The following is a 22,122-nucleotide window of genomic DNA, read 5'->3' on the forward strand; positions in this document are numbered from 1 at the left end:
AGTGACGCCATGTCTGAAACACCCATTTCCCTTTTCTCCGACCTCAACCTCAGCGAGCCGCTCATCAAGGCCCTGAAGGATGTCGGCTACGAGTCGCCGTCGCCGATCCAGGCCGCGACCATCCCTCTGCTGCTGGACAACCTGGACGTGCTCGGCCAGGCGCAAACCGGCACCGGCAAAACCGCCGCCTTCGCGCTGCCGATCCTGTCGCGCATCGACATCAAGCAAACCTCGCCGCAGGCGCTGGTGCTGGCGCCGACCCGCGAACTGGCGATTCAGGTGGCCGAGGCCTTCCAGACCTACGCCGCGCACATCCCCGGCTTCCACGTGCTGCCGATCTACGGCGGCCAGAGCTACGGCCCGCAACTGTCGGCGCTGCGCCGTGGCGTGCACGTCGTGGTCGGTACCCCGGGCCGCGTCATCGACCACCTCGACAAGGGTTCGCTCGACCTGTCCAAGCTGAAAACGCTGGTGCTCGACGAGGCCGACGAGATGCTGCGCATGGGCTTCATCGACGACGTCGAACGCATCCTGCAGGAGACCCCGGACTCGCGCCAAACCGCGCTGTTCTCGGCCACCATGCCGTCGGCCATCCGCCGCATCGCCAACACCTACCTGCGCAACCCGAAGGAAATCACGGTGGCCGCCAAGACCGGCACCGCCGAGAACATCCGCCAGCGCTACTGGCTGGTGTCGGGCATGCACAAGCTCGACGCGCTGACCCGCATCCTCGAGGCCGAGAACTTCGACGGCATGATCATCTTCTCGCGCACCAAGCTGGGCACCGAGGAACTGGCCAGCAAGCTGCAGGCGCGCGGCTTCTCCGCCGCCGCCATCAACGGCGACATCCAGCAGGCGCAGCGCGAGCGCACCATCCAGCAGCTCAAGGACGGCAAGATCGACATCCTGGTGGCGACCGACGTGGCCGCGCGCGGCCTGGACGTCGAACGCATCAGCCACGTGGTCAACTACGACGTGCCGCATGATCCGGAAAGCTACACCCACCGCATCGGCCGCACCGGCCGCGCCGGCCGCAGCGGCGAGGCGATCCTGTTCATCACCCCGCGCGAGAAAAACCTGCTGAAGGCGATCGAACGCTCGACCCGCCAGCCGATCAGCATGCTCGAACTGCCGTCGATCCAGGCCGTCAACGACGTCCGCATCGCCAAGTTCAAATCGCAGATCAGCGACACGCTGGCGCTGGGCGAGCTGGAACAGTTCCAGTCGCTGATCGAGGACTTCGAGCGCGAACAGAACATCCCGGCGATCGAGATCGCCGCCGCGCTGGCCAAGATGGCGCGCGGCGACGTGCCTCTGCTGCTGGACAAAAAGCAGCAGGCCGCCAGCGCCGCCCAGTGGGAAGAGCGTCCTGTGCGCCAGGCCAGCTTCGACCGTCCAGAGCGCGGCGACCGCTTCGATCGTGGCGATCGTGGCGATCGCGGCGACCGTCCGGACCGCAGCGAGCGTTTCCCTAAAAAAGAGCGCATCGTGCGCGCCGCCGATCCAGGCATGCAGACCTTCCGCATCGAAGTCGGCTACCAGCACGGCGTCAAGCCGGGCAACATCGTCGGCGCCATCGCCAACGAGGGCGGCATCGACTCGAAGAACATCGGCCGCATCGAGATCTACGACGACTACAGCGTACTCGACATGCCGAACGACCTGCCGAGCGACGTGATGGAGCACCTGGGCGCGATCAAGGTCGCCGGCCAGCTGCTGCGCATCAGCCGCGACGGCGAAACGCCTAGCGCGGCACCGGCCGCCGCCGTGCCGTCGCAGCGCAGCTTCGCCGCGCCGGCCGCCGCGCCGCGCGCCGCCGCCGCACCGGCCGCGCCGCGTCCAGCCGCCTCGCCGCTGGCCAAGGCCGTCCAGGTCGAGCCGACCGACTTCGACGCCGCACCGAAGAAGAAAAAGGAAAAGCCGGGCAAGGCCCTGCTGCCGATGACCGCCTTCCGCATCGAGGTGGGCAGCGACCAGGCCGCCACGCCTAGCAACATCGTCGGCGCCATCGCCAACGAGGCGGGCCTGGAGGCCAAGCACATCGGCCGCATCGAGATCTTCGACAGCTACAGCATGTTGGAACTGCCGGCCGGCATGCCGGACGACGTCTTCCAGCACCTGGGCAAAGTGTGGGTGGGCGGCCAGCAGCTGCGCATCAGCCACGCCGACAAGATGCCGCCGGAGTCGGCCAAAGCGACCCCGCCGAAAAAGCCCGCACCTGGCGCCAAGAGCGACAAGTTCAAGTCCAAGGGACCGAAGTCGTATTGATCGCGCGTCGGTCGGCTAAATAGAAAGGGAGCTTCGGCTCCCTTTTTTTCGACCGTCGCCGGCGCACGGCGGCGGTGCGCCGGCGGCCGCGCCGCACCACAACAAGGCCGTTCCGGCGCGCGCGCAGGCGTGCCGCCGCCCGGCGCAGGGGGCGGCGGCCGCGCGGGCCGCTGGCCCGCTTATTGCATCGTCAAGTTCATATTCCCCGAAAACAGGCATCGATGACCGTGCCGCCGCGTTGCGGCGCGCCGTTCCCACCATTGGAGCTCGTGATATGAACATGTTGAGGAATTGCCGCTGATGCCGGCGCCGCTGACCTTGCGCCGCAACGACCTGCTGCGCTACGCCGCGCCGCCGGCGCGCACCGTGCGCCTGCTGTGGATAGACGCCGAGCAGCGCCACGGCTATGTGTTCGACGTCGCCGCCACCTCGGCCGAGGTGGAACCGGTCGCGCTGGCCCGGCTGGCCGACGACGTGCGCGCCGGCCGCGCCGTGGTGCTGGCCGACGACCCCTATCTGGTGGTGGCGCAGCCCGAGCTGCTGCCGGCCAAACACCTGCAACTGCGCGAGCAGGCCTGGCGCGTCGTCGAGGGCTTGACGCGGCGCGAGCCGGCCATTTTCCTGGCGCGCCTGCGCGGCCAGCTGATCGCCGAGGCCACCGCGCTGCACGGCGTGTCGCATCCCACCATCTACCGCTACCTGCGGCGCTACTGGCAACGCGGCCAGACGCCCAACGCGCTGCTGCCCGACTACGCCAACTCCGGCGGACGCGGCAAGGAGCGGGCCGCCTCGGAAGGCGTCAAGCGCGGCCGGCCGCGCAAGGCCGGCGCCGATCCAGGCCTGAACGCCGACCTGGCGCTGCGCCGCGTGTTCCGCGTGGCGACGGCGCTGTACGCCGCCGAGCACGCCAAATTCTCGCGCCGGGGCGCCTACCGCGCCATGCTGCGCGACTTCTTCGACGGCCGCCGCATTGACCTCGACAGCGGCCGCGTGCTGCCGGCCGGCGCGACCATCGCGGTGCTGCCCAGCTTCGGCCAGTTCAACTACTGGCTGGAGCAGGACGACGACCGGCCGCCGCAGCTGCGCCCGCGCGTCGGCAAGGCCGACGCCGGCCACGCGCCCTTGTCCGTCGCCGACGCCGATGCCGACGGCACGGCGCCGCCGGCGGACTTGGCGGCGGCACCCGGCCGGCCCGGCGCCAGCTACTACGTCGAGGCGGTGCGCGCCGAGCTGCTCCTGGTGTCGCGCGCCGACCGCACGGTGTTGGCGGGCCGGCCGCTGTTGTATGTGGTGAGCGACTGCTTCAGCGGCATGGTCGCCGGCGTCTACGCCAGCCTTGAGCCGGCCGGCTGGGACGGCGCCATGCTGGCCCTGGCCAACTGCGGCGCCGACAAGCAGCGCTACTGCGCCGGCCTGGGCCGCGCCATCGACGCCGCCGAGTGGCCGGTGTGGCACTTGCCGGAGACCTTGCTGGTGCAATCGGCGCTGGGCGCCGGCTGGAACGACGACACGCTGCTGCACAACTTCAACGTGCGCTGCCGGCCGGTGGCCGACGGCCCGGCCGACTGGAAGGCCACGCTGGCGCGCCGTTTCAAGCTGCTGGCGCCGGGCGAGGAGGGCGGCGCCAACCGGCTCGACGGCGTGCTCGATCTGCGCCAGTTCAACCGCGTCGTGCTCGAGGCGGTACTGCACCACAACCGCCGTGGCGGGGCGGCGCGCAAGGACGCGCCGGCGCCGCGCGCGCTGTGGGATTGGGGCCTGCGCCATCGCGGCGCCGGCCTGAAGAGCTATCCCGAGCAGCTGCTGCGCTGTTGCCTGCTGCCGCTGGCGACGGCCAGCGTGACGGCCGACGGCATCCTGCTGCGCGGCCGGCTGTACACCTGCGCCCGCGCCATCGAACAGCGCTGGTTCGAGCGCGCGCGCCAACGCGGCCGATGGCAAGTGCGGCTGGCCTGCGACCCGAGCGACCTCGAGCTGGTCTATCTGCTCGACGCCGCCGCACCGATGCAATTCCACGCCTGCCATCCACTGCTTGGCGACGCGGCGCCGGCGCATGCTGCGGCGGAGGTGGCCGAGCAGCGCTCGCCGCGCCAGCCGGCGCGCGGCGCCGATCTGCCGCTGCTCGCCGCCGGCTAAGCGCGAGCATCACCGGCGCCGGCTTGGCCGGCGCGCCTGCCTGTGCGTCCCACGCTTGCCGCATTTTCCCGCCCCTCCCGCTGCAGTCCTTTTCCCCGCCTATCCAGCGTTTTCCGAATCCCGTGCACGCTGTCCGACAATGTGCACATCCCCTGCCATTTTTTCAGTGCGTGCATCGCCATGGTGCGGTGCATCAATCGCTCACGGCCGCGCGGCCGCCGGGCACCCCTGAAGGCGCGCGCAAGCGTCGCCGCGCGGCGGAAAAACAAAGTCTGTGGCGGTTAAATAAAGATTGTCGCTGCCGGCCATGTCGCCGCGCGCGGCAGCGCCGGCCCGCAGCGCCAAGCCGGCGCAGGGAAACGACTTTGTTTTCTGCGCCCCTGGCTAGCAGGAAGCTAGTTTATTTTACCAACCAAGAATAACCAGCGACCTGTTAGTTTTTGTGAGTTTGTGGCACAGCGATTGCTAGAGAAGGCTTATGGGATCAGCAGTTGTCCCACGGATTTTTCGGCAACTCAATGTGAGGAAGCAGATGGATAGTGCAAACAAGACGTCGTTCACCCGCAGGGATTTTTTGTACCGCGCCGCCGCCGTCGGCGGCACCGGACTGCTGCTCAACACCATGAACGCCTGGGGCATGGGCATCGCCTCCACGGCCGCCGCGCCGCCGCAGTTGAGCGGTAGCGGCAAGGGCAAGCGCGTGCTGATCCTGGGCGCCGGCCTGGCCGGCATGACCGCCGCCTTCGAGCTGGGCAAGCTGGGCTACGACTGCCAGATCATCGAGGCGCGCGCCTTCGCCGGGGGGCGCTGCCAGACGGCGCGCCAGGGCTTCACCCTGCAGGAGCTGGGCGGCGAGGCGCAGACCTGCCAGTTCGACCGGGGCGAGTACATCAACCACGGCCCCTGGCGCATCCCCTACCACCACCAGTCGACGCTGCACTACACCCGCCTGTTCGAGGTGCCGCTGGAGGTGATGGTCAACGATAACGACCACTCCATCGTCTACCTGGAGGACGCCGGCCCGCTGTCGAGGCAGCGCCTGCGTCCGGCCGCGCTGAAGGCCGATCTGCGCGGCCACACCGCCGAGCTGCTGGCCAAGTCGGTCAAGAACCACCAGCTCGACGCCGAGCTGAGCGCCGACGACCAGCACCTGCTGCTCGACTATCTGGCGCACGAGGGCCAGCTGGCCGGCGCCGACCTGCGGTACAAGGGCCGCAGCGGGCGCGGCTTCAGCGTCAACCCCGGCGCCGGCCAGCTGCCCGGCGCCGGCACGCCGTCCGACCCGCTCGGCTTCAAGCAGCTGCTGGCGTCCAAGGTGGGCAAGGTGTACAGCGCGGTGCAGGACTTCCCGATGCAGAACACCATGTTCCAGCCGGTCGGCGGCATGGACCAACTGGCCAAGGCCTTCGAAAAGCGGATCGGCAAAAAGGTGCGCTACCAGACCGAGGTGACGAGCATCCGCCAGGACGCGGCTGGCGTCAGCGTCACCTTCAAGGACACGCGCAGCGGCAAGGCCGGCAAGCTGGCCGCCGACTACTGCCTCTGCACGATTCCCTTGTCGGTGCTGCGCAATATCGACACGGATTTTTCCGACAAATTCAAGCAGGCGGTCAAGGCGGTGGCCTACGCGCCGGTGGGCAAGATCGGTCTGCAAATGAAGCGGCGTTTTTGGGAAGAGGAGGATCACATCTATGGCGGCCACGTACTCACCGATCTGCAAGGGATCAATACAATCTCCCTGCCTTCTACCGGATGGCAGAAGAAAAAGGGCGTGCTCCTCGGTTATTACAACTACCAAACCGCCGCCATCGAAATGAGCGCGTTGACGCCGGCCGAGCGCGCCGAGTTCGCGCTCGCCGCCGGCCAGCAGATCTTCCCGGCCTACCGCGCCTCGTTCGAGGCGGCCTTCTCGGTGGCCTGGCACCGCGTGCAGTACAGCCTGGGCGGCTGGGCCGAGTGGAACGAGAAGAACCGCGCCAGCGCCTATCCGCTGCTGCTGGAGGGCGAGGGCAGGGTGCTGCTGGCCGGCGAACACATGAGCCACCTGACCGGCTGGCAGGCCGGCGCCATCGAGTCGGCCTGGCAGCAGATCGCCCAGCTGCACGAAAGGGCCGGGGCATGAGCCGCCGCCAGCATTCCCTGATCGCCGCGCTGCTGCTGGCGGCCGGCTGCGCCGGCGCGGCGGGCGCCTCGGCGCAAGCGGCGGAGAAAACTCCGACGCAGACAGCGACGCAGACAGCGACGCAGACAGCGACGCAGGCAGCGACGCAGGCAGCGACGCCAACACCACCCCGGCCGGCCGACGGCAAGGCGCTGTTCATGAAGAACTGCGCCGCCTGCCACCAGGCCAGCGGGCGCGGCATCCCCGGCGCCTTCCCCGCGCTGGCCGGCAACGCCTTCGTGCAGGGCCGCGCCGGCGAGGTGGCCGCCGTGCTGTTGAAGGGGCGCGGCGGCATGCCCGACTTCAGCGACAGCCTGAGCGACCGCGACATCGCCGCCGTGCTCAGCTTCGTGCGCTCCAACTGGGGCAACACCGGCGCGCCGCTGGCCGAGGCCGAGGTGCTGGCGCAGCGCGACGCGCTGCAGGTCGACCACTACAACAACGGCCAGATGTCCAACAAACACTGAGCCGCACACAGCGCGCACTTCTCCGGGCACTACTTTTTGATGGTTCATTTTGACGAGGAAAACTATGCATAAGGCCTTACTGAAATCCGGCGCCGCCGTGATGTTGCTGCAATCCGGGCTGGCATGCGCGGCGCCCGACGAGGCGCCGGCGGCGCCCGCCGCCACGGCCACCGAGGCGAGCGTGGCCAGCGCCGCCGTCAGCGCGGTGATCGTCACCGGCACCCGCGCCAGCGGCCTCAAAGTGGAGAACAGCGCCTCGCCGATCCAGGTGCTGGACTCGGCCTCGCTGCAGCGCACCGGCCAGCCCGACCTGATCCAGGCGCTGGCGCAGAACCTGCCCTCGTTCACCGCCCAGGCGGTCGGCGGCGACACCGCCAACCTGACCCTGTCGGCGCGGCTGCGCGGCCTGAGCCCGAACAACACGCTGGTGCTGATCAACGGCAAACGGCGCCACGGCACCGCCAACCTGGCCGTGCTGGGCGGCCCCTACCAGGGCGGCGCGGCGGCCGATTTGAACTACATCCCGGTGGCGGCGATCGACCACATCGAGGTGCTGCAGGACGGCGCGGCGGCGCAGTACGGCTCCGACGCCATCGCCGGCGTCATCAACATCATCCTCAAGTCCAACAGCCGTGGCGGCACCGCCAGCGTCACCGGCGGCGGCTATCCGGACGGCGGCGGCCGCACCGGCAGCGGCTCGGTCAACATCGGCCTGGCGCCGTTCGACAAGGCCTACCTGAGCATCACCGCCGAGTCGAAGTACCACGGCCACAGCGACCGTGGCGGCATCGACCCGCGCGTCAACGACCCGGCCAACCTGAAGGCCATGCCGCTACTGTTCCAGACGCCCGGCTACCCCAATGTCAACCACATCTCGGGCGACGCGCAGTACCATCTGAACGTCCTGGCCGCCAACTTCGGCCTGGAGATCGACGACGACACGTCGGTCTACGCCATCGCCACCTTCGGCAAGAAGGACGCCAGCGCCTTCGAGAACTACCGCATGCCGAACCGCCTGCCGGCGATCTATCCGCTGGGCTTCTCGCCGAAGGAGACGCTCAAGCAGCAGGACTACGCGCTCACCGCCGGCGTCAAGGGCAAGCTGGCCGGCTGGAACCTGGACCTGAGCAGCACCTACGGCAACGACACCAGCAAGATCGGCGTGACCGGCTCGGCCAACGTCTCGCTGTTCGCCGACACCGGCTACACGCCGACCGTGTTCAGCGCCGGCGAGTTCATCGCCAGCCAGCTGACCACCTCGCTCGAGGGCAGCCGCGAGTTCGCCGTCGGCTGGAGTTCGCCGCTCAACGTGGCGATGGGCCTCGAGCACCGCGTCGACAAGTACGAGATCGTCGCCGGCGACGCCGCCGCGCGCTACAAGGAGGGCTCGCAGTCCTACCCCGGCTTTTCGCTGACCGACGCCGGCAGCCACCGCCGCACCAACCAGGCGGCGTATGTCGACTTCAGCGCCTCGCCGGTGAAGGACTGGCTGCTCGACTTCGCCGCCCGCTACGAGCACTTCAGCGACTTCGGCAACGCCAAGGTCGGCAAGCTGACCAGCCGCTACGACTTCACGCCCGACGTCGGCCTGCGCGGCACCTTCAGCAACGGCTTCCGCGCGCCGACCCTGGCCGAGTCCTACTACTCGGCCACCAACGTGTCGCCGCGCAGCGCCTTCGTCCAGCTGGCGCCGAACTCGGCCGGCGCCGCGCTGGTCGGCATCAACGGCCTCAAGCCGGAGCGCTCGACCAACCTGTCGCTCGGCCTGGTGCTGAACCCGGCGCGCAACCTGACCATGACGCTGGACGCCTACCAGATCACCATCCGCGACCGCATCGTCGGCAGCGGCCAGGTGTTCGGCTCGGGCAACGCGGTCAACTCGCCGGCGGTGGTGGCGGCGATCCTGGCCAACGGCAACGTGCTCGACCCGACCGTGTCGCAGACCGGCATCAACATCTTCTCCAACGCCGTCAACACGCGCAGCCGGGGGCTGGAGTTCGTCAGCACCTTGTCGAGCAACTTCGGCAGGGGCGGCAAGGTCGACTGGTCGGTGGCGGCCAACTACAACCAGGTCAAGGTGACCAAGGTGAACCAGGCGCCGCTCCAGTTGCAGCCGCAAACGCTGCTCGACCCGGCCGCCATCTCCGACCTGGAGACGGCCTCGCCCAAGATGCGCGTCAACCTGGGCGCGTTGTGGAGGATAGGCGCCTGGACCATCAACCTGCGCGAGACCATCTACGGCAAGTCGTCCGAGATGGAGCTCAACGAGGCCGGCACCGACTACTACCAGACGCAGATCTCGACCAAGGCGATCACCGACCTGGAGCTGGGCTACAAGCTCAACAGCGCGTGGAGCCTGGCGCTGGGCGCCAACAACCTGTTCAACCAGTACCCGAACCAGAAGAACGCCAAGCTGCTCAGCGAGCAGCGCGCCGGGCTGGACAACGCGGCGGTGTCGGTCTACCCGTCGTTCTCGCCGTTCGGTATCAACGGCGGCTACTACTACGCGCGCGCCAACTACAAGTTCTAGCCGCGTCGTGGGGGGAGGGGACCGCGCCCATCCGGCGCGGTTTTTTTTTGCGCCGCGCATGTGCGCGGCGGCGCTTGCGTGTAGCATGCGAGGCTGCCCACCCCACTCCGAAAGGAAGCGCATGCCGCAGCATCCCGAGCAATTTCCCGCCGCCGCACAGGTGACGGCGCCGCTGAGCCTGCAGGATTATCTGGCCTTGGGCGGCCGCCGGCCCGACCGCCACATCGCGTACGGCGACGCGCCCTCGCAGTTCGTCGAGTTGTTCATGCCGGCCGGCGCCGGCCCCTTCCCGCTGGTGGTGCTGATCCACGGCGGTTGCTGGACGGTGGAGTTCGGCGGCATCGCGCAGATGCACAACATGGCCGAGGCGCTGAGCCGGCAGGGCATCGCCGTGTGGAACGTCGAGTACCGCCGCGTCGACGAGGCCGGCGGCGGCTACCCCGGCACCTACCGCGACGTGGCCGAGGCCATCGACCTGCTGCGCGACGTGGCGCCGCAGCACGGCCTCGACCTGGGCCGGCTGGTGTTGCTCGGCCATTCGGCCGGCGGCCACCTGGCGCAGTGGGCGGCGGCGCGCGCGCGCCTGCCCGAGGCCAGTCCGCTGTATGTGGCCGAGCCGCTGCCGGCGACGGGGTTGATCAGCCTGGGCGGCCTGGCCGACCTGCGCCGCGAGGAGGCGCTGATCAAGAGCAGCTGCGCGCGCGACATGGTGCAGCTGACCGGCCTGCCCAGCGCGGCGCGGCCCGACGTGTTCGCCGACACCTCGCCCGGCGAGCTGCTGCCGGTCGGCCTGCCGACGGCGCTGATCCACGGCCAGTTCGACACGGTGTCGCCGCCGCGCGCCGGCGCCGACTTCGCCAAGCGCGCCCGCATCGCCGGCGACAAGGTCGAGTTCATCGTGCTGCCCGGCGCCAGCCACTACGACGAGGTGGCGGCCGGCTCGCCGGCCTGGCTGATCGTCGGCGCGCGCATCCGCGCCATGCTGGGCCTGGCGCCGGCTCAGTAGCGGTCGGACTTGCGGGCGTCGCCGCGCACCACCTCGGCCGGATATTTTTCGCCGTTCAGCGCGATCTTCTCCAGCGCCGCCTGGCGCAGGTCGACCTGGCACTGGTCGGCCAACTGCACCAGGTAGAGCAGCACGTCGGCCAGCTCCTGGCGGATGCCCTCGCGGGCGGGCGCGTCGAGTTCGGCGTCGGCGCCGGTGGCCAGCCACTGGAAGTGCTCGGCCAGCTCGGCCACCTCGACCGACAGGGCCATCGCCAGGTTCTTCGGCGTGTGGAACTGCTCCCAGTCGCGGGCGCGGGCGAAGCGGCGGGTCAGCTCGCGCAGTTCCAGCAGGCTGTCGGCCGGCAGGGCGGCGGCGGACGCCGGCGCGGACGGCGGCGCGCTCACGCCGCCTCGGCCTGGCCGGGCGCCGGCTTGCGCATGAAGACGCTGAGCGGATCGTCGAGGTAGTCGCCGTAGGGGCCGCAGCGCTGGTAGCCGTGGCGCGCGTAGAGCGCCAGCGCGGCCGGTTGCGCCGGTCCCGTCTCGAGGGCGAACTGGTGGCAGCCGCGCGCCCGCGCCGCCGCCTCGAGCTGGCTCAGCAGGGCGTCGGCCAGGCCCGTGCCACGGCCGGCGGGGCGCAGGTACATGCGTTTGAGCTCGCCGTATTCCGGCCCCAGCACGATGGCGGCGCAGCCGAGGGCGGCGCCGGCCTCGTCGCGGGCGACGGCGAACAGCACGTGCGGCTGCTTGAGCGTGGCCAGGTCCAGCGCGTACACCGATTCGGGCGGATACAGCGTCAACTGGTAGGCGTCGAGTTCGGCGATCAGGGCGATCACGTCGGCTTGGTCGGGGGATTCGAAGGCGATGGGCATGGCGGTGGTGGCGGATGGCGGTGGCGGCGGCGCGGCGGCGGCGCGGGCGGCCCGGCGGGCGGCGCCGTCCATGCTAACACCGCCGCCAGCGCAGCGCCAGCACCGCCTTGACGCTGCTGTCGAGGGCGCTGCGCTCGATGTGGCCGAGCAGGGCGGGGCCGAGACGATCAGCGCGATCTCGGCGCGGCCGGCGCCGGCCGGCGTTGCGCCGCCTATTCGTAGGGCGTGTAGGTGAAGCCCTGGCCGATCACCGCCGCCACCTGGGCCTGGTTTTCCGGACTCTGGCTGAAGGCGGCGAGCACCTCGGCCTGGCTGTGGCCGGCCGCCATGATGCCCTTCCAGAAGTCCAGTCCGCCGCCGTCCGGGGCGCGGTGCAGCACGTTGGCGTACATTTTGACGATGAACTCCTCCGGCGCCAGGTCGGCGCCGTTGGCGTTGATGAACTCCGGGCTGGTGACGAAGGACTGGGCCACCTCGGTCAGGCTGTGGCCCTTGTCGAGCGTGGCCATCCAAAAGCCCAGGCCGCCGGCGTCGGGTTCGCGGTCGAAGGCCGCCTGGTACAGCCGGTAGGCCTGGCCGCCGGTGGCGTCGCCGCCGACATCGTAGGCCACGGCCACGTCGTCGAAGCGGATCCGTTCGACGTTGCTCAGGTCCAGGTCGGCGTCGTTGCCGACCAGGTGCATGCCCTTGGCGTCCTGGCTGAACAGGTAGCTGTCCTGGGTGAAGTGGACCCGCACCGTGTCGGCGCCGGCGCCGCCGTCGACCGTGCTGTGGGCGCGCGGATCGGTGTCGATCAGCTCGGCCGCCGCCGTGCCCTTGAGGACGTGGTGCGGCGTGTCGTACTCGATCAGCGACCACAGCTTGTCATGCTGGCTCAGGTCGTTCCACTGCGCCGCCGAGCCCAGCGCGCCGTCGCCCTTCGGCCAGGCCTCGAGCGCCAGCGCGGCGCGGTGCTGGCCGTCGGGCGCCAGCGTCGGGTCGGTGAAGTTGTCCGGCTCCTGGCCCCAGGGGCCGTAGCCCCAGTTGTTGTAGTCGAAGGCGCTGCCGTCCTGCCAGTGCCACTCGGCGCCGGCGCCCTGGTCGCTGCCGCCCAGCCAGAGGTAGGCGGCGGCGCCGCCGTCGGCCGCCGTCGGCGCGGCGCGTCCCTTCAACAGGGCGGTCACGGCCTGGAACACGGCGGCGTTCTCCTCCTCGCTGCCGAGGCCGGCCAGGTGGCCGCCCTGCGCCTGCGCCATGGCGGCCGCGTCGGCCCAGTTCAGGTCTTGCTGCACCAGTTCGTAGCGGTGGTTGCCGAGGTTGAAGGTGGGGTTGCTCATGGTGGCGGATCCTGTTTAAGTTTTGTGCAATCTTACTTAAATTGGAACTTATTGTCTAATGGAAATCCAACGGCGGCGCCGGCGCGCGCCCGGCGCACCGCTGTCGCGGCGCAACAAGTGGGCGCGCCGGCGGCGCCGGCGGACGGAATGCCGCTATTGCAGCGCAGCATTCTGCTAGAATCGACGCTATCATTTATTTAACGGGCGGGCCGGATGAAACGGGTGATCTTCAACCAAAAGGGCGGCGTCGGCAAATCGACGATCGCGGTCAATCTGGCGGCCATCGCGGCGCACCAGGGCAAGCGCACCCTGTTGATCGACATCGATCCGCAGTGCAACGCCAGCCGCTACCTGCTGGGCCAGGCGGCCGGCGAGCTGGCGCCGACCGTGGCGGCCTACTTCGAGCAGATGCTCAGCTTCAGCATGTTTCCCAGGCCGGCCGCGCAGTTCGTCCACCCGACGCCGTTCGAGAACCTGTCCATCATGGTGTCGAACCCGGAGATCGGCGACCTGCAGTCCAAGCTCGAGTCGCGCCACAAGATCTACAAGCTGCGCGACACGCTCAACGAGCTGGCCCAGGACTACGACGAGATCTTCGTCGACACGCCGCCGGCCTACAACTTCTTCACCCAGTCGGCGCTGATCGCCGCCGACCGCTGCCTGATCCCCTTCGACTGCGACGACTTCTCGCGCCAGGCCCTCTACACGCTGGTCAACAACGTCGCCGAGATCCGCGCCGACCACAACCCGGCGCTGCAGATCGAGGGCATCATCGTCAACCAGTTCCAGCCGCGCGCGCTGCTGCCGCAACGGATGGTCGACGAGCTGCTGGCCGAGGGCCTGCCGGTGCTGGCCAGCAAGCTGTCGAGCTCGATCCGCATCCGCGAGTCGCACGAGCTGAACCGGCCGATGATCCACCTCGACCCGCGCCACAAGCTGAGCCTGGAGTTCGTCGAGCTGTTCCGCGAGCTGCAGGCCGCCTAGGCCGGGCCTAGGGCCAAGGCCGGGGGCCAAGGCCGGGAGCCAAGGCCGGGGGGCAAGGCCGGAACGCCTAGGGCGCGCCGGCGCCGCCGCCGTGCGCGGCGATCCAGTCCAGCAGGGCGCGGCCGAACACGCGCAGGCGCGCCGTGTCGACCTGGCGCCGCTTGTAGGCGTCGTGGCTGGCCGGCCCGCTCAGGCTGCGCTCGTGGCTGGCCTGGTCCATCAGCTGGATCTCGTACTCGAAGAAGAAGCCGATGTCGTAGTCCTGGCCGGCGCCGCCCTGCTCGCCGCCACGGTAGGCCAGCTCGGCCGGCGCGTGGGCGGCGCCGGCCTCGCCCTGCAGGTGGATCATCTTGCGCACCGTCACCTGGATGCTGGCGAAGCCCTCGCCGCTGTGCGGGTTGTCGCTGCGCGTCTGCGGCTGCGCCAGCGCCGCCATCTCCTGGTCCATCCGCTGCAGCAGCGCCGCCGGATAGTCCGCGCTGTGCTCGAGCGCGGCGCGGTACTTGGTGAACACCTGCTTGGCCGCGTCGAGGTCGAGCAGGGTGTTGCGGGTGCGCTGGGAGTCGACGTTGGTGACCGACAGCAGGTGGGCCCGCTGCAGCGAGCGCAGCGCCAGCAGGCATTCGAAACGGGTGGCGAAGGTCAGCCGCACGCCGAGGTGGTCGTAGATGTCGGCGGCCAGGTAGGCGGCCTTTTGCAGCAGCTTGAGCAGGATGCTGTTGCGCCCCTTGTTGCGCTTGCGGTCGTAGTGCAGCAGCGGTAGGCAGACCTCGCCGTCGGACAGGTAGTACTGGCCGCCGTCCTGGCGGATCACCTCGTCGAGGCTGGCGAAGACTTGCTCGCGGATGGTGTTGAAGTGGCGCAGCTTGAGGTTGTTGTCGATGTAGAAGATGCCGTGCATCACCTTGAGCACGGCGCAGGACCACATGCGCAACATGTCGGCCTGCTGGCCGCGCTGCGAGGCGTACACCAGCAGCTGCAGCGGGTCGGCCGGGGCCGCCACCTCGGGCGGGATCAGGCGCTCCTGGCCGGCGGCGAGGAAGGTGGCGACGATGAACTCGAGCGCCTCCTGGTGGGCGCGGGCGATGATGGCGTGGGCGGCCGGCTGCTCCAAGTCGAAGCCGTACTCGCGGGCGAACTGGCGGGCGTCGTGCAGGTTGCGCAGGGCCAGCTCGCCCAGGTCGATCGCCGAGACGCCGCTGGCGATGGCGTTCAGATAGTCCCAGTTGAGCGAGAAGCGGCGCTTGCTCTTGAGCGTGGCATGCAAAGCGGTCATGGTCGCCCAGTCGAATGGAGAGCGGCGGCGCCGCCGCCGCGATCCGCCGCGGCGGCGTGCGCCGGCCCGCGGCGCCGGCGCCGTGGTAGTCGAGCCAGTATTGCAGCCGGCCGAATTGTCGTCAATCAATACTACATGCCCGTCGGCCAAGCGCGCCGGGGCGCGGCGCTTTGTTGTAATTTTGAACGACTGCGCGCGCCTCGGGCGGCGTGCGCGGCGGCTCGGGCCGCCTTGCCAGCGCCGCCCTACTTGTCCCGATCGATAGCGCCGCGTGCCGGCCGGCGGCGCCAGCCGGGCGGGCGGCGGCGGACTAGCCCGCGTCGCCCGGCGCCGCCGTGGCGCGCCGCGTGCCGGCCGATTGGCCGAGTTCGCCGAACCAGAGCGGCAGCGCGAGGGCGGGGAAGGCCATCCCGGCCAACATCGCCGCCTGCCAGCCGAAGCGCGCGTAGAGCCAGGCGCCGAGGGCGGAACCGAGCGCGCCGCCGGCGAAGAACAGCGCGAAGTAGAGGCCGTTCAGGCGGCTGCGCTGCTGCGCCGGCAAGCCGAAGATGGCGCGCTGGCCCAGCACCAGGTTGGCGGCCACCGCCATGTCCAGGACGATGGAGGCGGCCACCAGCAGGGCCAGCGCGGCGTGGCGCGAGTCCGGCGCGAACAACGGCAGGGCGCAGCCTGAGATGCCCAGCAGCAGCGCGGCGGCCGTCGCCGGCAGCGTGTGGCCGGCGTCGGCCAGGCGGCCGGCGAAGGGCGAGGCGACGGCGCCGGCCATGCCGACCAGGGCGAACAGGGCGATGCCGTTCTGCGACAGCTGGAACCGCGGCCCCGCCAACAGCATCGGCGCGACGGTCCAGAACAGGCTGAACGAAGCGAACAGACCGGCGTGGTAGGCGGCGCGGCGGCGCAGCAGCGGGGTGGTGGCGAACAGGCGCCACATCGAGCCGATCAGCTCGCTGTAGCCCAGCGTCGCGGCGGGCACGCGGCGCGGCAGTTGGCGCCACAGCACGGCCGCCAGCAGCAGGATCAACAGCGAGGCGCCGCCGAACACCAGCTGCCAACCGGCGTAGTTGGCGACCAGGCTGGCGGCGGGGCGCGCCAGCATGATGCCGAGCAGCAGGCCGCTGACCACCTTGCCGACCGTGCGGCCGCGCGTCTCTTCGCGCGACAGGTGGGCGGCGAACGGCACCAGCACCTGGGCGGCGACCGAGCCGACGCCGACCAGCAGGGCGGCGGCGAGGAACTGCCAAGCCCGCGTGCTGGCGGCGGCGGCCATCAGCGCCAGCGCGGTCAGCAGCAGGGCGGCGGTGACCAGGCGGCGGTTCTCGACCAGGTCGCCGAGCGGGACGATGAACAGCAGGCCGAGCGCGTAGCCGAGCTGGGTCAAGGTGACGATCAGGCCGGCCGCGCCGCTGGACAGGCCGGTGGCGGCGCTGATCGGGCCGACCAGGGTTTGCGCGTAGTACAAATTGGCGACGATCAGGCCCGACGCCAGCGCCAGCAGCAGCACCAGGCGGGGTGAAATGTCGGGGTCTTTGGATGGATGCGGGGTCATGGCTTTCCTCGTTTGGGTGGGGGGGGGGTGAGCGAACCTGGCCAGTGTAGGGAAAAGCGATTGCAAGATAATCAGTGCAAAATAGGTCTATACTTTTCGTATTTTGTGAACAATTGACGGAGGCGGCGTGGACAAGATCAAGGCAATGCAGACCTTTGTGCGCATCGTCGAGGCGAACAGCTTCACCAAGGCGGCCGAAATCCTCCTGCTGCCGCGTTCGGCGCTGAGCGCGACGATGCAGAAATTGGAGGCCTTGCTGGGCACGCGCTTGCTGCAGCGGACCACCCGGCGCATGGCGCTGACGGCCGACGGCGCCGTGTACTACCAGCAGTGCGTCGACATCCTGGCCGCGATCGACACCGTCGAGGCGTCGCTGCGCGGGCGGGACGCCGAGCGGCCCCGGGGCAAGCTGCGGGTCGCGCTACCGGGCACGCTGGGGCGCAACGTGGTGGTGTCGCGGCTGGCCCAGTTCCATGCCGCGTATCCCGAGGTCGAGCTGCTGCTCAGCCTGGGCGACGGCCTGGTCGACGTGGTGCAGGAGGGCATGGACTGCGCGCTGCGGGTCGGCCATCTGCAGGATTCGGCGCTGATCGGGCGGCAGATCGGCAGCATGCGCTTCCTCAACTGCGCGGCGCCGGCCTATTTGGCGCGCCACGGCACGCCGCGCGACATCGCCGATCTGCGCCACCACCACAGCGTGGTGCATTTCTCCGGCCGCACCGGACGCCCCTTCGATTGGGACTGGCTGGAGGACGGCAAGCCGCGCAAGGTGGCGATCGGCGGGCCGGTCGCCGTCAACGACGCCGACGCCTACCTCTCGTGCGTCCTGCAGGGCCTGGGGCTGGCGCAGGCGGCGGCCTACCAGGTGCGCCAGCATCTGGCGCAGGGCCGCCTGGTCGAGGTGCTGGAGCACGCCGTGCCGAGCGCCTTGCCGGTCTCGCTGCTGTATCCCCGGGGCCGCATGGCGCTGCCGCAACTGAACGTTTTCGCCAACTGGCTGACGGCGCTGTTCGACGCCGATCCGGACTTGCGCCTCGGCTGAGCGCGGAAATGAAAAAAGCCAAGCTGGGCAGCTTGGCTTTCGGGGTGTGCTCACACCGGGTGAGGATTTTTTAGAACTGGTTCATCGTGTTGTCTTTGCCCGATGCCTTCAGTGCCGCTTCGCCGCTGAAGTATTCCTTGTGGTCGTCGCCGATGTCCGAACCGGACATGTTCTGGTGCTTGACGCAGGCGATGCCCTGGCGGATTTCCTTGCGCTGCACGCCGGCGACGTAGCCGAGCATGCCCTGGTCGCCGAAGTAGTCCTTGGCCAGGTTGTCGGTCGACAAGGCGGCGGTGTGGTAGGTCGGCAGCGTGATCAGGTGGTGGAAGATGCCGGCTTCACGTGCCGCGTCGGCCTGGAAGGTGCGGATCTTCTCGTCGGCCGCCTTGGCCAGTTCGCTTTCGTCGTACTCGACACTCATCAGCTTGCTACGCTCGTAGGCGGCAACGTCCTTGCCTTCGGCCTTCATGCTGTCGAACATCTGTTGACGGAAGTTCAGCGTCCAGTTGAACGACGGGCTGTTGTTGTAGACCAGCTTGGCGTTCGGGATGACCTTGCGGATCTCCTTGACCATGCCGCCGATCTGGGCGATATGCGGTTTTTCGGTTTCGATCCACAGCAGGTCGGCGCCGTTCTGCAGCGAGGTGATGCAGTCGAGCACGCAACGCTCTTCGCCGGTACCCGAGCGGAACTGGAACAGGTTGCTTGGCAGGCGCTTAGGACGCAGCAGCTTGTCGCCGCGCTTGATGACCACGTCGCCGTTGTTCATCGATGCGGTCGACACTTCCTCGACGTCGAGGAAGGAGTTGTACAGGTCGCCCAGGTCGCCCGGCTCGCGGGTCACGGCGATCTGCTTGGTCAGGCCGGCGCCCAGCGAGTCGGTACGGGCGACGATCAGGCCGTCGTCCACGCCCAGCTCGAGGAAGGCGTAGCGCACGGCGCGGATCTTGGCCAGGAAGTCCTCGTGCGGCACGGTGACCTTGCCGTCTTGGTGGCCGCATTGCTTCTCGTCGGACACCTGGTTTTCGATCTGGATGCAGCAGGCGCCCGCTTCGATCATCTGCTTGGCCATCAGGTAGGTCGCCTCGGCGTTGCCGAAACCTGCGTCGATGTCGGCGATGATGGGCACGACGTGGGTGATGTGGTTGTCGATCTGGCTCTGGATGGCTTGCTTGGCGGCGCCTTCGGCGGCGTCCAGCTGGCGGAACAGGCCGCCCAGCTCACGTGCGTCGGCTTGGCGCAGGAAGGTGTAGAGCTCTTTGATCAGGCCGGCGACGGCGGTCTTCTCGTGCATCGACTGGTCCGGCAGCGGGCCGAACTCGGAGCGCAGCGCGGCGATCATCCAGCCCGACAGGTAGAGGTAGCGGCGGTCGGTGCTGTTGAAGTGCTTCTTGATCGAAATCATCTTCTGCTGGCCGATGAAACCGTGCCAGCAACCCAGCGACTGGGTGTACTGGGAAGGGTCGGCGTCGTAGGCGGCCATGTCCTGGCGCATGATCTTGGCGGTGTACTTGGCGATGTCCAGACCGGTCTTGAAGCGGTTCTGGGCGCGCATGCGCGCGGCGGACTCGGGGTTGATGGCGTTCCAGGCGCTGCCTTCTTTGTCCTTGAGGCCGGCGACGGCTTTGATATCGTCTTGATATTGTGACATGTGATTCTCCTAGATAATAAAACAAAATTAATAAAGTAATATTAAACGCCGCTAAATCCGCTCAGCCGCCACCGACTCGGCGCTGAAGTAAAAGCAAAACTGCATGGATTAATGATAGACGTCTTTTTGGTTTGCGCCAACTCTTATATAAGACATATAACTTAAATTAATTCGTTTATTTTCAATGACTTAAATCTTGTTTTTCGCGATGTGGGATGAATTTTCAAAAAATGGAATGAGGGGGCGTATTTTCCACAGGGGGGCGGTTTCACATTGTGGAGTTCGATTTCGGAATTGGGGATATCGAGGAAGTGGCGCTCCTCCGCGCTGAGCGCCGGTTTCGCGTAGGCCAGCAGTTTTGGCCAGCCCGGCTGGAAAAAAATCACCGGTGGGATCGAACCAACGGCACGAGGATTGTTAGATCCTCGGTACGGCCTACTTCGCTACTAGGCCAAGCCCGTTTTGATTGTAAGGCGTAGTTGCATTACACTTTGATGCACCGGTCTAGGAGGATGACATCATGGCGATACTGACGGTTACCGCACGCGGGCAAGTTACCTTAAGAAAAGAAGTGCTCCAGCATTTGGGCATCAAGCCCGGCGACAAGATCGAACTGGACTTATTGCCTGATGCCAAGGGAATGCTGAAAGCTGCCCAGTCCGGCGCAAGCATAGCTGGCTTTGTCGGTTTGCTTGCGGGCCGGACAAAGAAAGTTGCGACTTTGGAGGAAATGAACGAGGCAAGCGCGCAGGGCTGGTCGGGGGATACGCGTGAAGTTGACCGTTGATACGAACGTCCTGGTTCGAGCTGTCGTGCAGGACGACCCTGTGCAAGCGCAGAAGGCGGCGGCGGTCTTGTTGGATGCGGCATTGATCGCGGTGACCCTTCCCACGCTGTGTGAATTGGTTTGGGTGTTGCGCAAGGCATATGGCTTGCAGATTCTGGATGTCGCGCGGGCGATACGTGCGCTGATAGCCACGGCAAACGTAGAAATGAATCGACCCGCTGTGGCGGCCGGGCTGGCGGTGCTGGAAGCGGGAGGGGATTTCGCCGACGGCGTGATTGCCTACGAGGGGAGTTGGCTTGGTGGCGAGACCTTTGTTTCCTTCGATAAGAAGGCGGTCTCGTTGCTGGTGGCACAGGGCCAATCCGCGCGTCTGTTATAGGTGGGTATTGGTGGCGCAACGGGGGGCAGGGCATGCCCAACGATGGGATAGTGCAGCATAGCGATCCGCAGAGCGCGGACTTCCGGCCTGGCCAGCCGGTGGCAAATAGAGGAGAGTGACGATGAAGAAGAACACGATCTGTCTGTGGTATGAGCATGACGCGGAGGAAGCCGCGCACTTTTACGCCCGCACCTTTCCCGACAGCACAGTCGGCGCGATGCAGTGCGCGCCGTCCGATTTTCCGGGGGCAAAGCGGGTAAGCTGCTCACCGTCGAGTTCACGGTGTGTGGTGTGGCCTGCCTCGGCCTCAACGCGGGGCGAAACCGCCGCGCAGTGATGTTGCGGCAAAACCGGTACATATTCAGCGTTTTACGATAATAAAGGCGAATGCTCAGGTGACATCGGCGTCCACATCGAATACGATTGCTGCGAGGCAAGAATTGTATTTGATTATCATCCATTGACGACCGGCCGTTCCAAGCAATGAAGGCGGTTTCACCGAACGTTCCCGTTGAGGCGATGTTGAATAGGCACTCATGAATCAGTTTTCCGAAATGATCTGGCACCGTTTGACGGGGTTGATGCCAGGCGAGCTGACGCAAGGCGAGCTGGGTTGGCTGTTTTCTCCACACACCCATCTGTCCTTGCTGGCACGACGCCGGGCTATCTTGATCGTCAACCGGGTCCGGCTGTTCGCCTTCCTGTTCGCCGTGCTCACCCCGATATGGAGCGTGGTCGACTTCGTCGTGTTCCCCTTTCCCCTGTGGGGCCAACTGGCGCTGATGCGCTTTGCCGCCTGCGCCGCGTTTGCCAGCCTGCTGTTCTACTATCGTTCCAACGGCGACCTGTTCAACGCGTATCGGGCGATTGCCCTGCTGTTCGCGATCCCGACGTTGTTCTATGTCGCCTCGCATACCCTGCTGACGTCTTACCAACTGACCGGAATGTCCGCCGCGATCGGCGCCGGTTATGCCTTCCTACCCTTCGTTCTGTTGGCCGGACTGGCCGTGTTCCCGCTCGCCATCGTCGAGAGCTTCATCATCGCCAGCCCCATCCTGATCTGCCAGACCGTGTCCGGCTACCTGCGCTGGACGGTGATGGACTGGCCGACGTTCGCCGGCGCGTTCTGGCTGCTCGTGCTGATCACCGGCGTGGCCTCGCTGGCCGGCATTTGCCAGCTCGCCTTCATGATCGCCCTGGTGCGCCAGGCCATCCGCGATCCGCTGACCAACGCGTTCTCGCGCAGCAGCGGCACCGAAATCATGGACCTGCATTTCACCATCGCCCAGCGCAACAAGGAACCGTTCGCCGTCGCCTTCCTCGACCTGGATCATTTCAAGCACATCAACGACCAGTTCGGCCACGAGGCCGGCGACCGCACGCTGATCGCCATGACCGAGAGTGTCACCGAGCACATGCGTCACGGCGACGTGCTGGTGCGCTGGGGCGGCGAGGAATTCCTGCTGATCATGCCGCGCACCATGCTCGATCAAGCGGCGACGGCCATCGACCGGCTGCGCAAGGCCGGTTTCGGCGAGCGCCCGGAAGGCGGCCCGGTGACCGCCAGCATCGGCATCGCGGAGTGGAGCGCCGACCGGGCGGCCGACTGGAAACAGCTGGTCGAGATCGCCGACCAGCGCATGTACGCCGCCAAGCAGGGCGGCCGCGACCGCGTGGTCAGCGGCGAGCCCTGCCCAGTCTCGGCCGTTGGGGCCTGAAG

17 protein-coding genes and 1 pseudogene are annotated in these 22,122 nt (G+C 67.8%); 12 read left to right on the forward strand and 6 right to left on the reverse strand.

Annotation, left to right across the window (positions count from 1 at the left end):
* Positions 1 to 9: 9 nt before the first annotated feature.
* The 6 genes from BM252_RS19610 to BM252_RS19635 all read left to right on the forward strand — a co-directional run bounded on the left by BM252_RS19610 (position 10) and on the right by BM252_RS19635 (position 10,568).
* Positions 10 to 2,268: a DEAD/DEAH box helicase gene (locus BM252_RS19610; protein ID WP_093389370.1), complete on the forward strand. Its 2,259-nt coding sequence runs from the start codon at positions 10 to 12 to the stop codon at positions 2,266 to 2,268.
* 300 nt (positions 2,269 to 2,568) lie between these two features.
* On the forward strand, positions 2,569 to 4,404 hold the full coding sequence (locus tag BM252_RS19615; RefSeq protein ID WP_139236633.1) for a helix-turn-helix domain-containing protein: 1,836 nt from the start codon (positions 2,569 to 2,571) through the stop codon (positions 4,402 to 4,404).
* A gap of 532 nt (positions 4,405 to 4,936) precedes the next feature.
* Positions 4,937 to 6,526: a flavin monoamine oxidase family protein gene (locus tag BM252_RS19620; protein WP_093389372.1), complete on the forward strand. Its 1,590-nt coding sequence runs from the start codon at positions 4,937 to 4,939 to the stop codon at positions 6,524 to 6,526.
* Positions 6,523 to 7,032, forward strand: coding sequence for a c-type cytochrome (locus BM252_RS31755; RefSeq protein ID WP_245774347.1), 510 nt, complete (start codon positions 6,523 to 6,525; stop codon positions 7,030 to 7,032). The genes BM252_RS19620 and BM252_RS31755 overlap by 4 nt, the downstream gene beginning before the upstream one ends.
* A gap of 64 nt (positions 7,033 to 7,096) precedes the next feature.
* The gene (locus BM252_RS19630) at positions 7,097 to 9,562 is read left to right on the forward strand and encodes a TonB-dependent receptor plug domain-containing protein (RefSeq protein ID WP_093389373.1); all 2,466 of its coding nucleotides are present in this window, start codon (positions 7,097 to 7,099) and stop codon (positions 9,560 to 9,562) included.
* 121 nt (positions 9,563 to 9,683) lie between these two features.
* Entirely contained in the window at positions 9,684 to 10,568 is an 885-nt protein-coding gene (locus BM252_RS19635) for an alpha/beta hydrolase (RefSeq protein ID WP_093389374.1), read from the forward strand.
* On the opposite strand, the gene BM252_RS19640 is transcribed toward BM252_RS19635, so the two are convergent.
* The 3 genes from BM252_RS19640 to BM252_RS19650 form a co-directional block, all read right to left on the reverse strand.
* Complete coding sequence (locus BM252_RS19640) at positions 10,562 to 10,954, reverse strand: nucleotide pyrophosphohydrolase (protein ID WP_093389375.1); 393 nt, start codon at positions 10,952 to 10,954, stop codon at positions 10,562 to 10,564. The two genes, BM252_RS19635 and BM252_RS19640, sit on opposite strands and share 7 nt — an antisense overlap.
* Entirely contained in the window at positions 10,951 to 11,421 is a 471-nt protein-coding gene (locus BM252_RS19645) for a GNAT family N-acetyltransferase (RefSeq protein WP_093389455.1), read from the reverse strand. Before BM252_RS19645 ends, BM252_RS19640 begins: the two co-directional genes overlap by 4 nt.
* 212 nt (positions 11,422 to 11,633) lie before the next feature.
* The gene (locus tag BM252_RS19650) at positions 11,634 to 12,737 is read right to left on the reverse strand and encodes a DUF4214 domain-containing protein (protein ID WP_093389376.1); all 1,104 of its coding nucleotides are present in this window, start codon (positions 12,735 to 12,737) and stop codon (positions 11,634 to 11,636) included.
* Positions 12,738 to 12,950: 213 nt separating this feature from the next.
* Between BM252_RS19650 and BM252_RS19655 the strand changes: the two genes are divergently transcribed.
* Positions 12,951 to 13,721, forward strand: a complete 771-nt coding sequence (locus BM252_RS19655; protein WP_093389377.1) for a ParA family protein — start codon at positions 12,951 to 12,953, stop codon at positions 13,719 to 13,721.
* A gap of 67 nt (positions 13,722 to 13,788) precedes the next feature.
* On the opposite strand, the gene BM252_RS19660 is transcribed toward BM252_RS19655, so the two are convergent.
* Positions 13,789 to 14,997 carry a TIGR04552 family protein gene (locus BM252_RS19660; protein WP_093389378.1) on the reverse strand — a complete coding sequence of 403 codons (1,209 nt, stop codon included), beginning with the start codon at positions 14,995 to 14,997 and terminating at the stop codon, positions 13,789 to 13,791.
* A gap of 310 nt (positions 14,998 to 15,307) precedes the next feature.
* A complete protein-coding gene (locus BM252_RS19665; protein ID WP_093389379.1) occupies positions 15,308 to 16,543 on the reverse strand; it encodes an MFS transporter in 1,236 nt (411 codons plus the stop codon).
* Positions 16,544 to 16,670: 127 nt separating this feature from the next.
* Here BM252_RS19665 and BM252_RS19670 point away from each other — a divergent pair, with 127 nt between their 5' ends.
* Complete coding sequence (locus tag BM252_RS19670; RefSeq protein ID WP_093389380.1) at positions 16,671 to 17,585, forward strand: LysR family transcriptional regulator; 915 nt, start codon at positions 16,671 to 16,673, stop codon at positions 17,583 to 17,585.
* A gap of 70 nt (positions 17,586 to 17,655) precedes the next feature.
* Here the strand turns inward: BM252_RS19670 and BM252_RS19675 are convergent, their stop codons facing one another.
* Positions 17,656 to 19,236 (reverse strand): isocitrate lyase, encoded by a 1,581-nt coding sequence (locus tag BM252_RS19675; RefSeq protein ID WP_093389381.1) that lies wholly within the window; start codon positions 19,234 to 19,236, stop codon positions 17,656 to 17,658.
* A gap of 520 nt (positions 19,237 to 19,756) precedes the next feature.
* Between BM252_RS19675 and BM252_RS19680 the strand changes: the two genes are divergently transcribed.
* The 4 genes and pseudogenes from BM252_RS19680 to BM252_RS19695 all read left to right on the forward strand — a co-directional run bounded on the left by BM252_RS19680 (position 19,757) and on the right by BM252_RS19695 (position 22,120).
* Positions 19,757 to 20,023 (forward strand): AbrB/MazE/SpoVT family DNA-binding domain-containing protein, encoded by a 267-nt coding sequence (locus BM252_RS19680; RefSeq protein ID WP_093389382.1) that lies wholly within the window; start codon positions 19,757 to 19,759, stop codon positions 20,021 to 20,023.
* On the forward strand, positions 20,007 to 20,402 hold the full coding sequence (locus tag BM252_RS19685; RefSeq protein WP_093389383.1) for a type II toxin-antitoxin system VapC family toxin: 396 nt from the start codon (positions 20,007 to 20,009) through the stop codon (positions 20,400 to 20,402). Before BM252_RS19680 ends, BM252_RS19685 begins: the two co-directional genes overlap by 17 nt.
* A gap of 121 nt (positions 20,403 to 20,523) precedes the next feature.
* Positions 20,524 to 20,720 (forward strand): annotated as a pseudogene (locus tag BM252_RS19690) (VOC family protein); the annotation flags it as partial.
* 218 nt (positions 20,721 to 20,938) lie between these two features.
* Entirely contained in the window at positions 20,939 to 22,120 is a 1,182-nt protein-coding gene (locus BM252_RS19695) for a GGDEF domain-containing protein (RefSeq protein ID WP_093389384.1), read from the forward strand.
* Positions 22,121 to 22,122 lie beyond the last annotated feature (2 nt).

Origin of the sequence: Rugamonas rubra (assembly GCF_900114705.1) — a bacterium.
Lineage (GTDB): Bacteria > Pseudomonadota > Gammaproteobacteria > Burkholderiales > Burkholderiaceae_D > Rugamonas > Rugamonas rubra.

Coding starts and splice junctions, on each gene's coding strand:
- BM252_RS19675 (WP_093389381.1), bottom strand. CDS start 19,236: ATGTCACAATATCAAGACGATATCAAAGCCGTCGCCGGCCTCAAGGAC.
- BM252_RS19695 (WP_093389384.1), top strand. CDS start 20,939: ATGAATCAGTTTTCCGAAATGATCTGGCACCGTTTGACGGGGTTGATG.
- BM252_RS19645 (WP_093389455.1), bottom strand. CDS start 11,421: ATGCCCATCGCCTTCGAATCCCCCGACCAAGCCGACGTGATCGCCCTG.
- BM252_RS19615 (WP_139236633.1), top strand. CDS start 2,569: ATGCCGGCGCCGCTGACCTTGCGCCGCAACGACCTGCTGCGCTACGCC.
- BM252_RS19660 (WP_093389378.1), bottom strand. CDS start 14,997: ATGACCGCTTTGCATGCCACGCTCAAGAGCAAGCGCCGCTTCTCGCTC.
- BM252_RS19665 (WP_093389379.1), bottom strand. CDS start 16,543: ATGACCCCGCATCCATCCAAAGACCCCGACATTTCACCCCGCCTGGTG.
- BM252_RS19650 (WP_093389376.1), bottom strand. CDS start 12,737: ATGAGCAACCCCACCTTCAACCTCGGCAACCACCGCTACGAACTGGTG.
- BM252_RS19620 (WP_093389372.1), top strand. CDS start 4,937: ATGGATAGTGCAAACAAGACGTCGTTCACCCGCAGGGATTTTTTGTAC.
- BM252_RS31755 (WP_245774347.1), top strand. CDS start 6,523: ATGAGCCGCCGCCAGCATTCCCTGATCGCCGCGCTGCTGCTGGCGGCC.
- BM252_RS19655 (WP_093389377.1), top strand. CDS start 12,951: ATGAAACGGGTGATCTTCAACCAAAAGGGCGGCGTCGGCAAATCGACG.
- BM252_RS19610 (WP_093389370.1), top strand. CDS start 10: ATGTCTGAAACACCCATTTCCCTTTTCTCCGACCTCAACCTCAGCGAG.
- BM252_RS19635 (WP_093389374.1), top strand. CDS start 9,684: ATGCCGCAGCATCCCGAGCAATTTCCCGCCGCCGCACAGGTGACGGCG.
- BM252_RS19680 (WP_093389382.1), top strand. CDS start 19,757: ATGGCGATACTGACGGTTACCGCACGCGGGCAAGTTACCTTAAGAAAA.
- BM252_RS19630 (WP_093389373.1), top strand. CDS start 7,097: ATGCATAAGGCCTTACTGAAATCCGGCGCCGCCGTGATGTTGCTGCAA.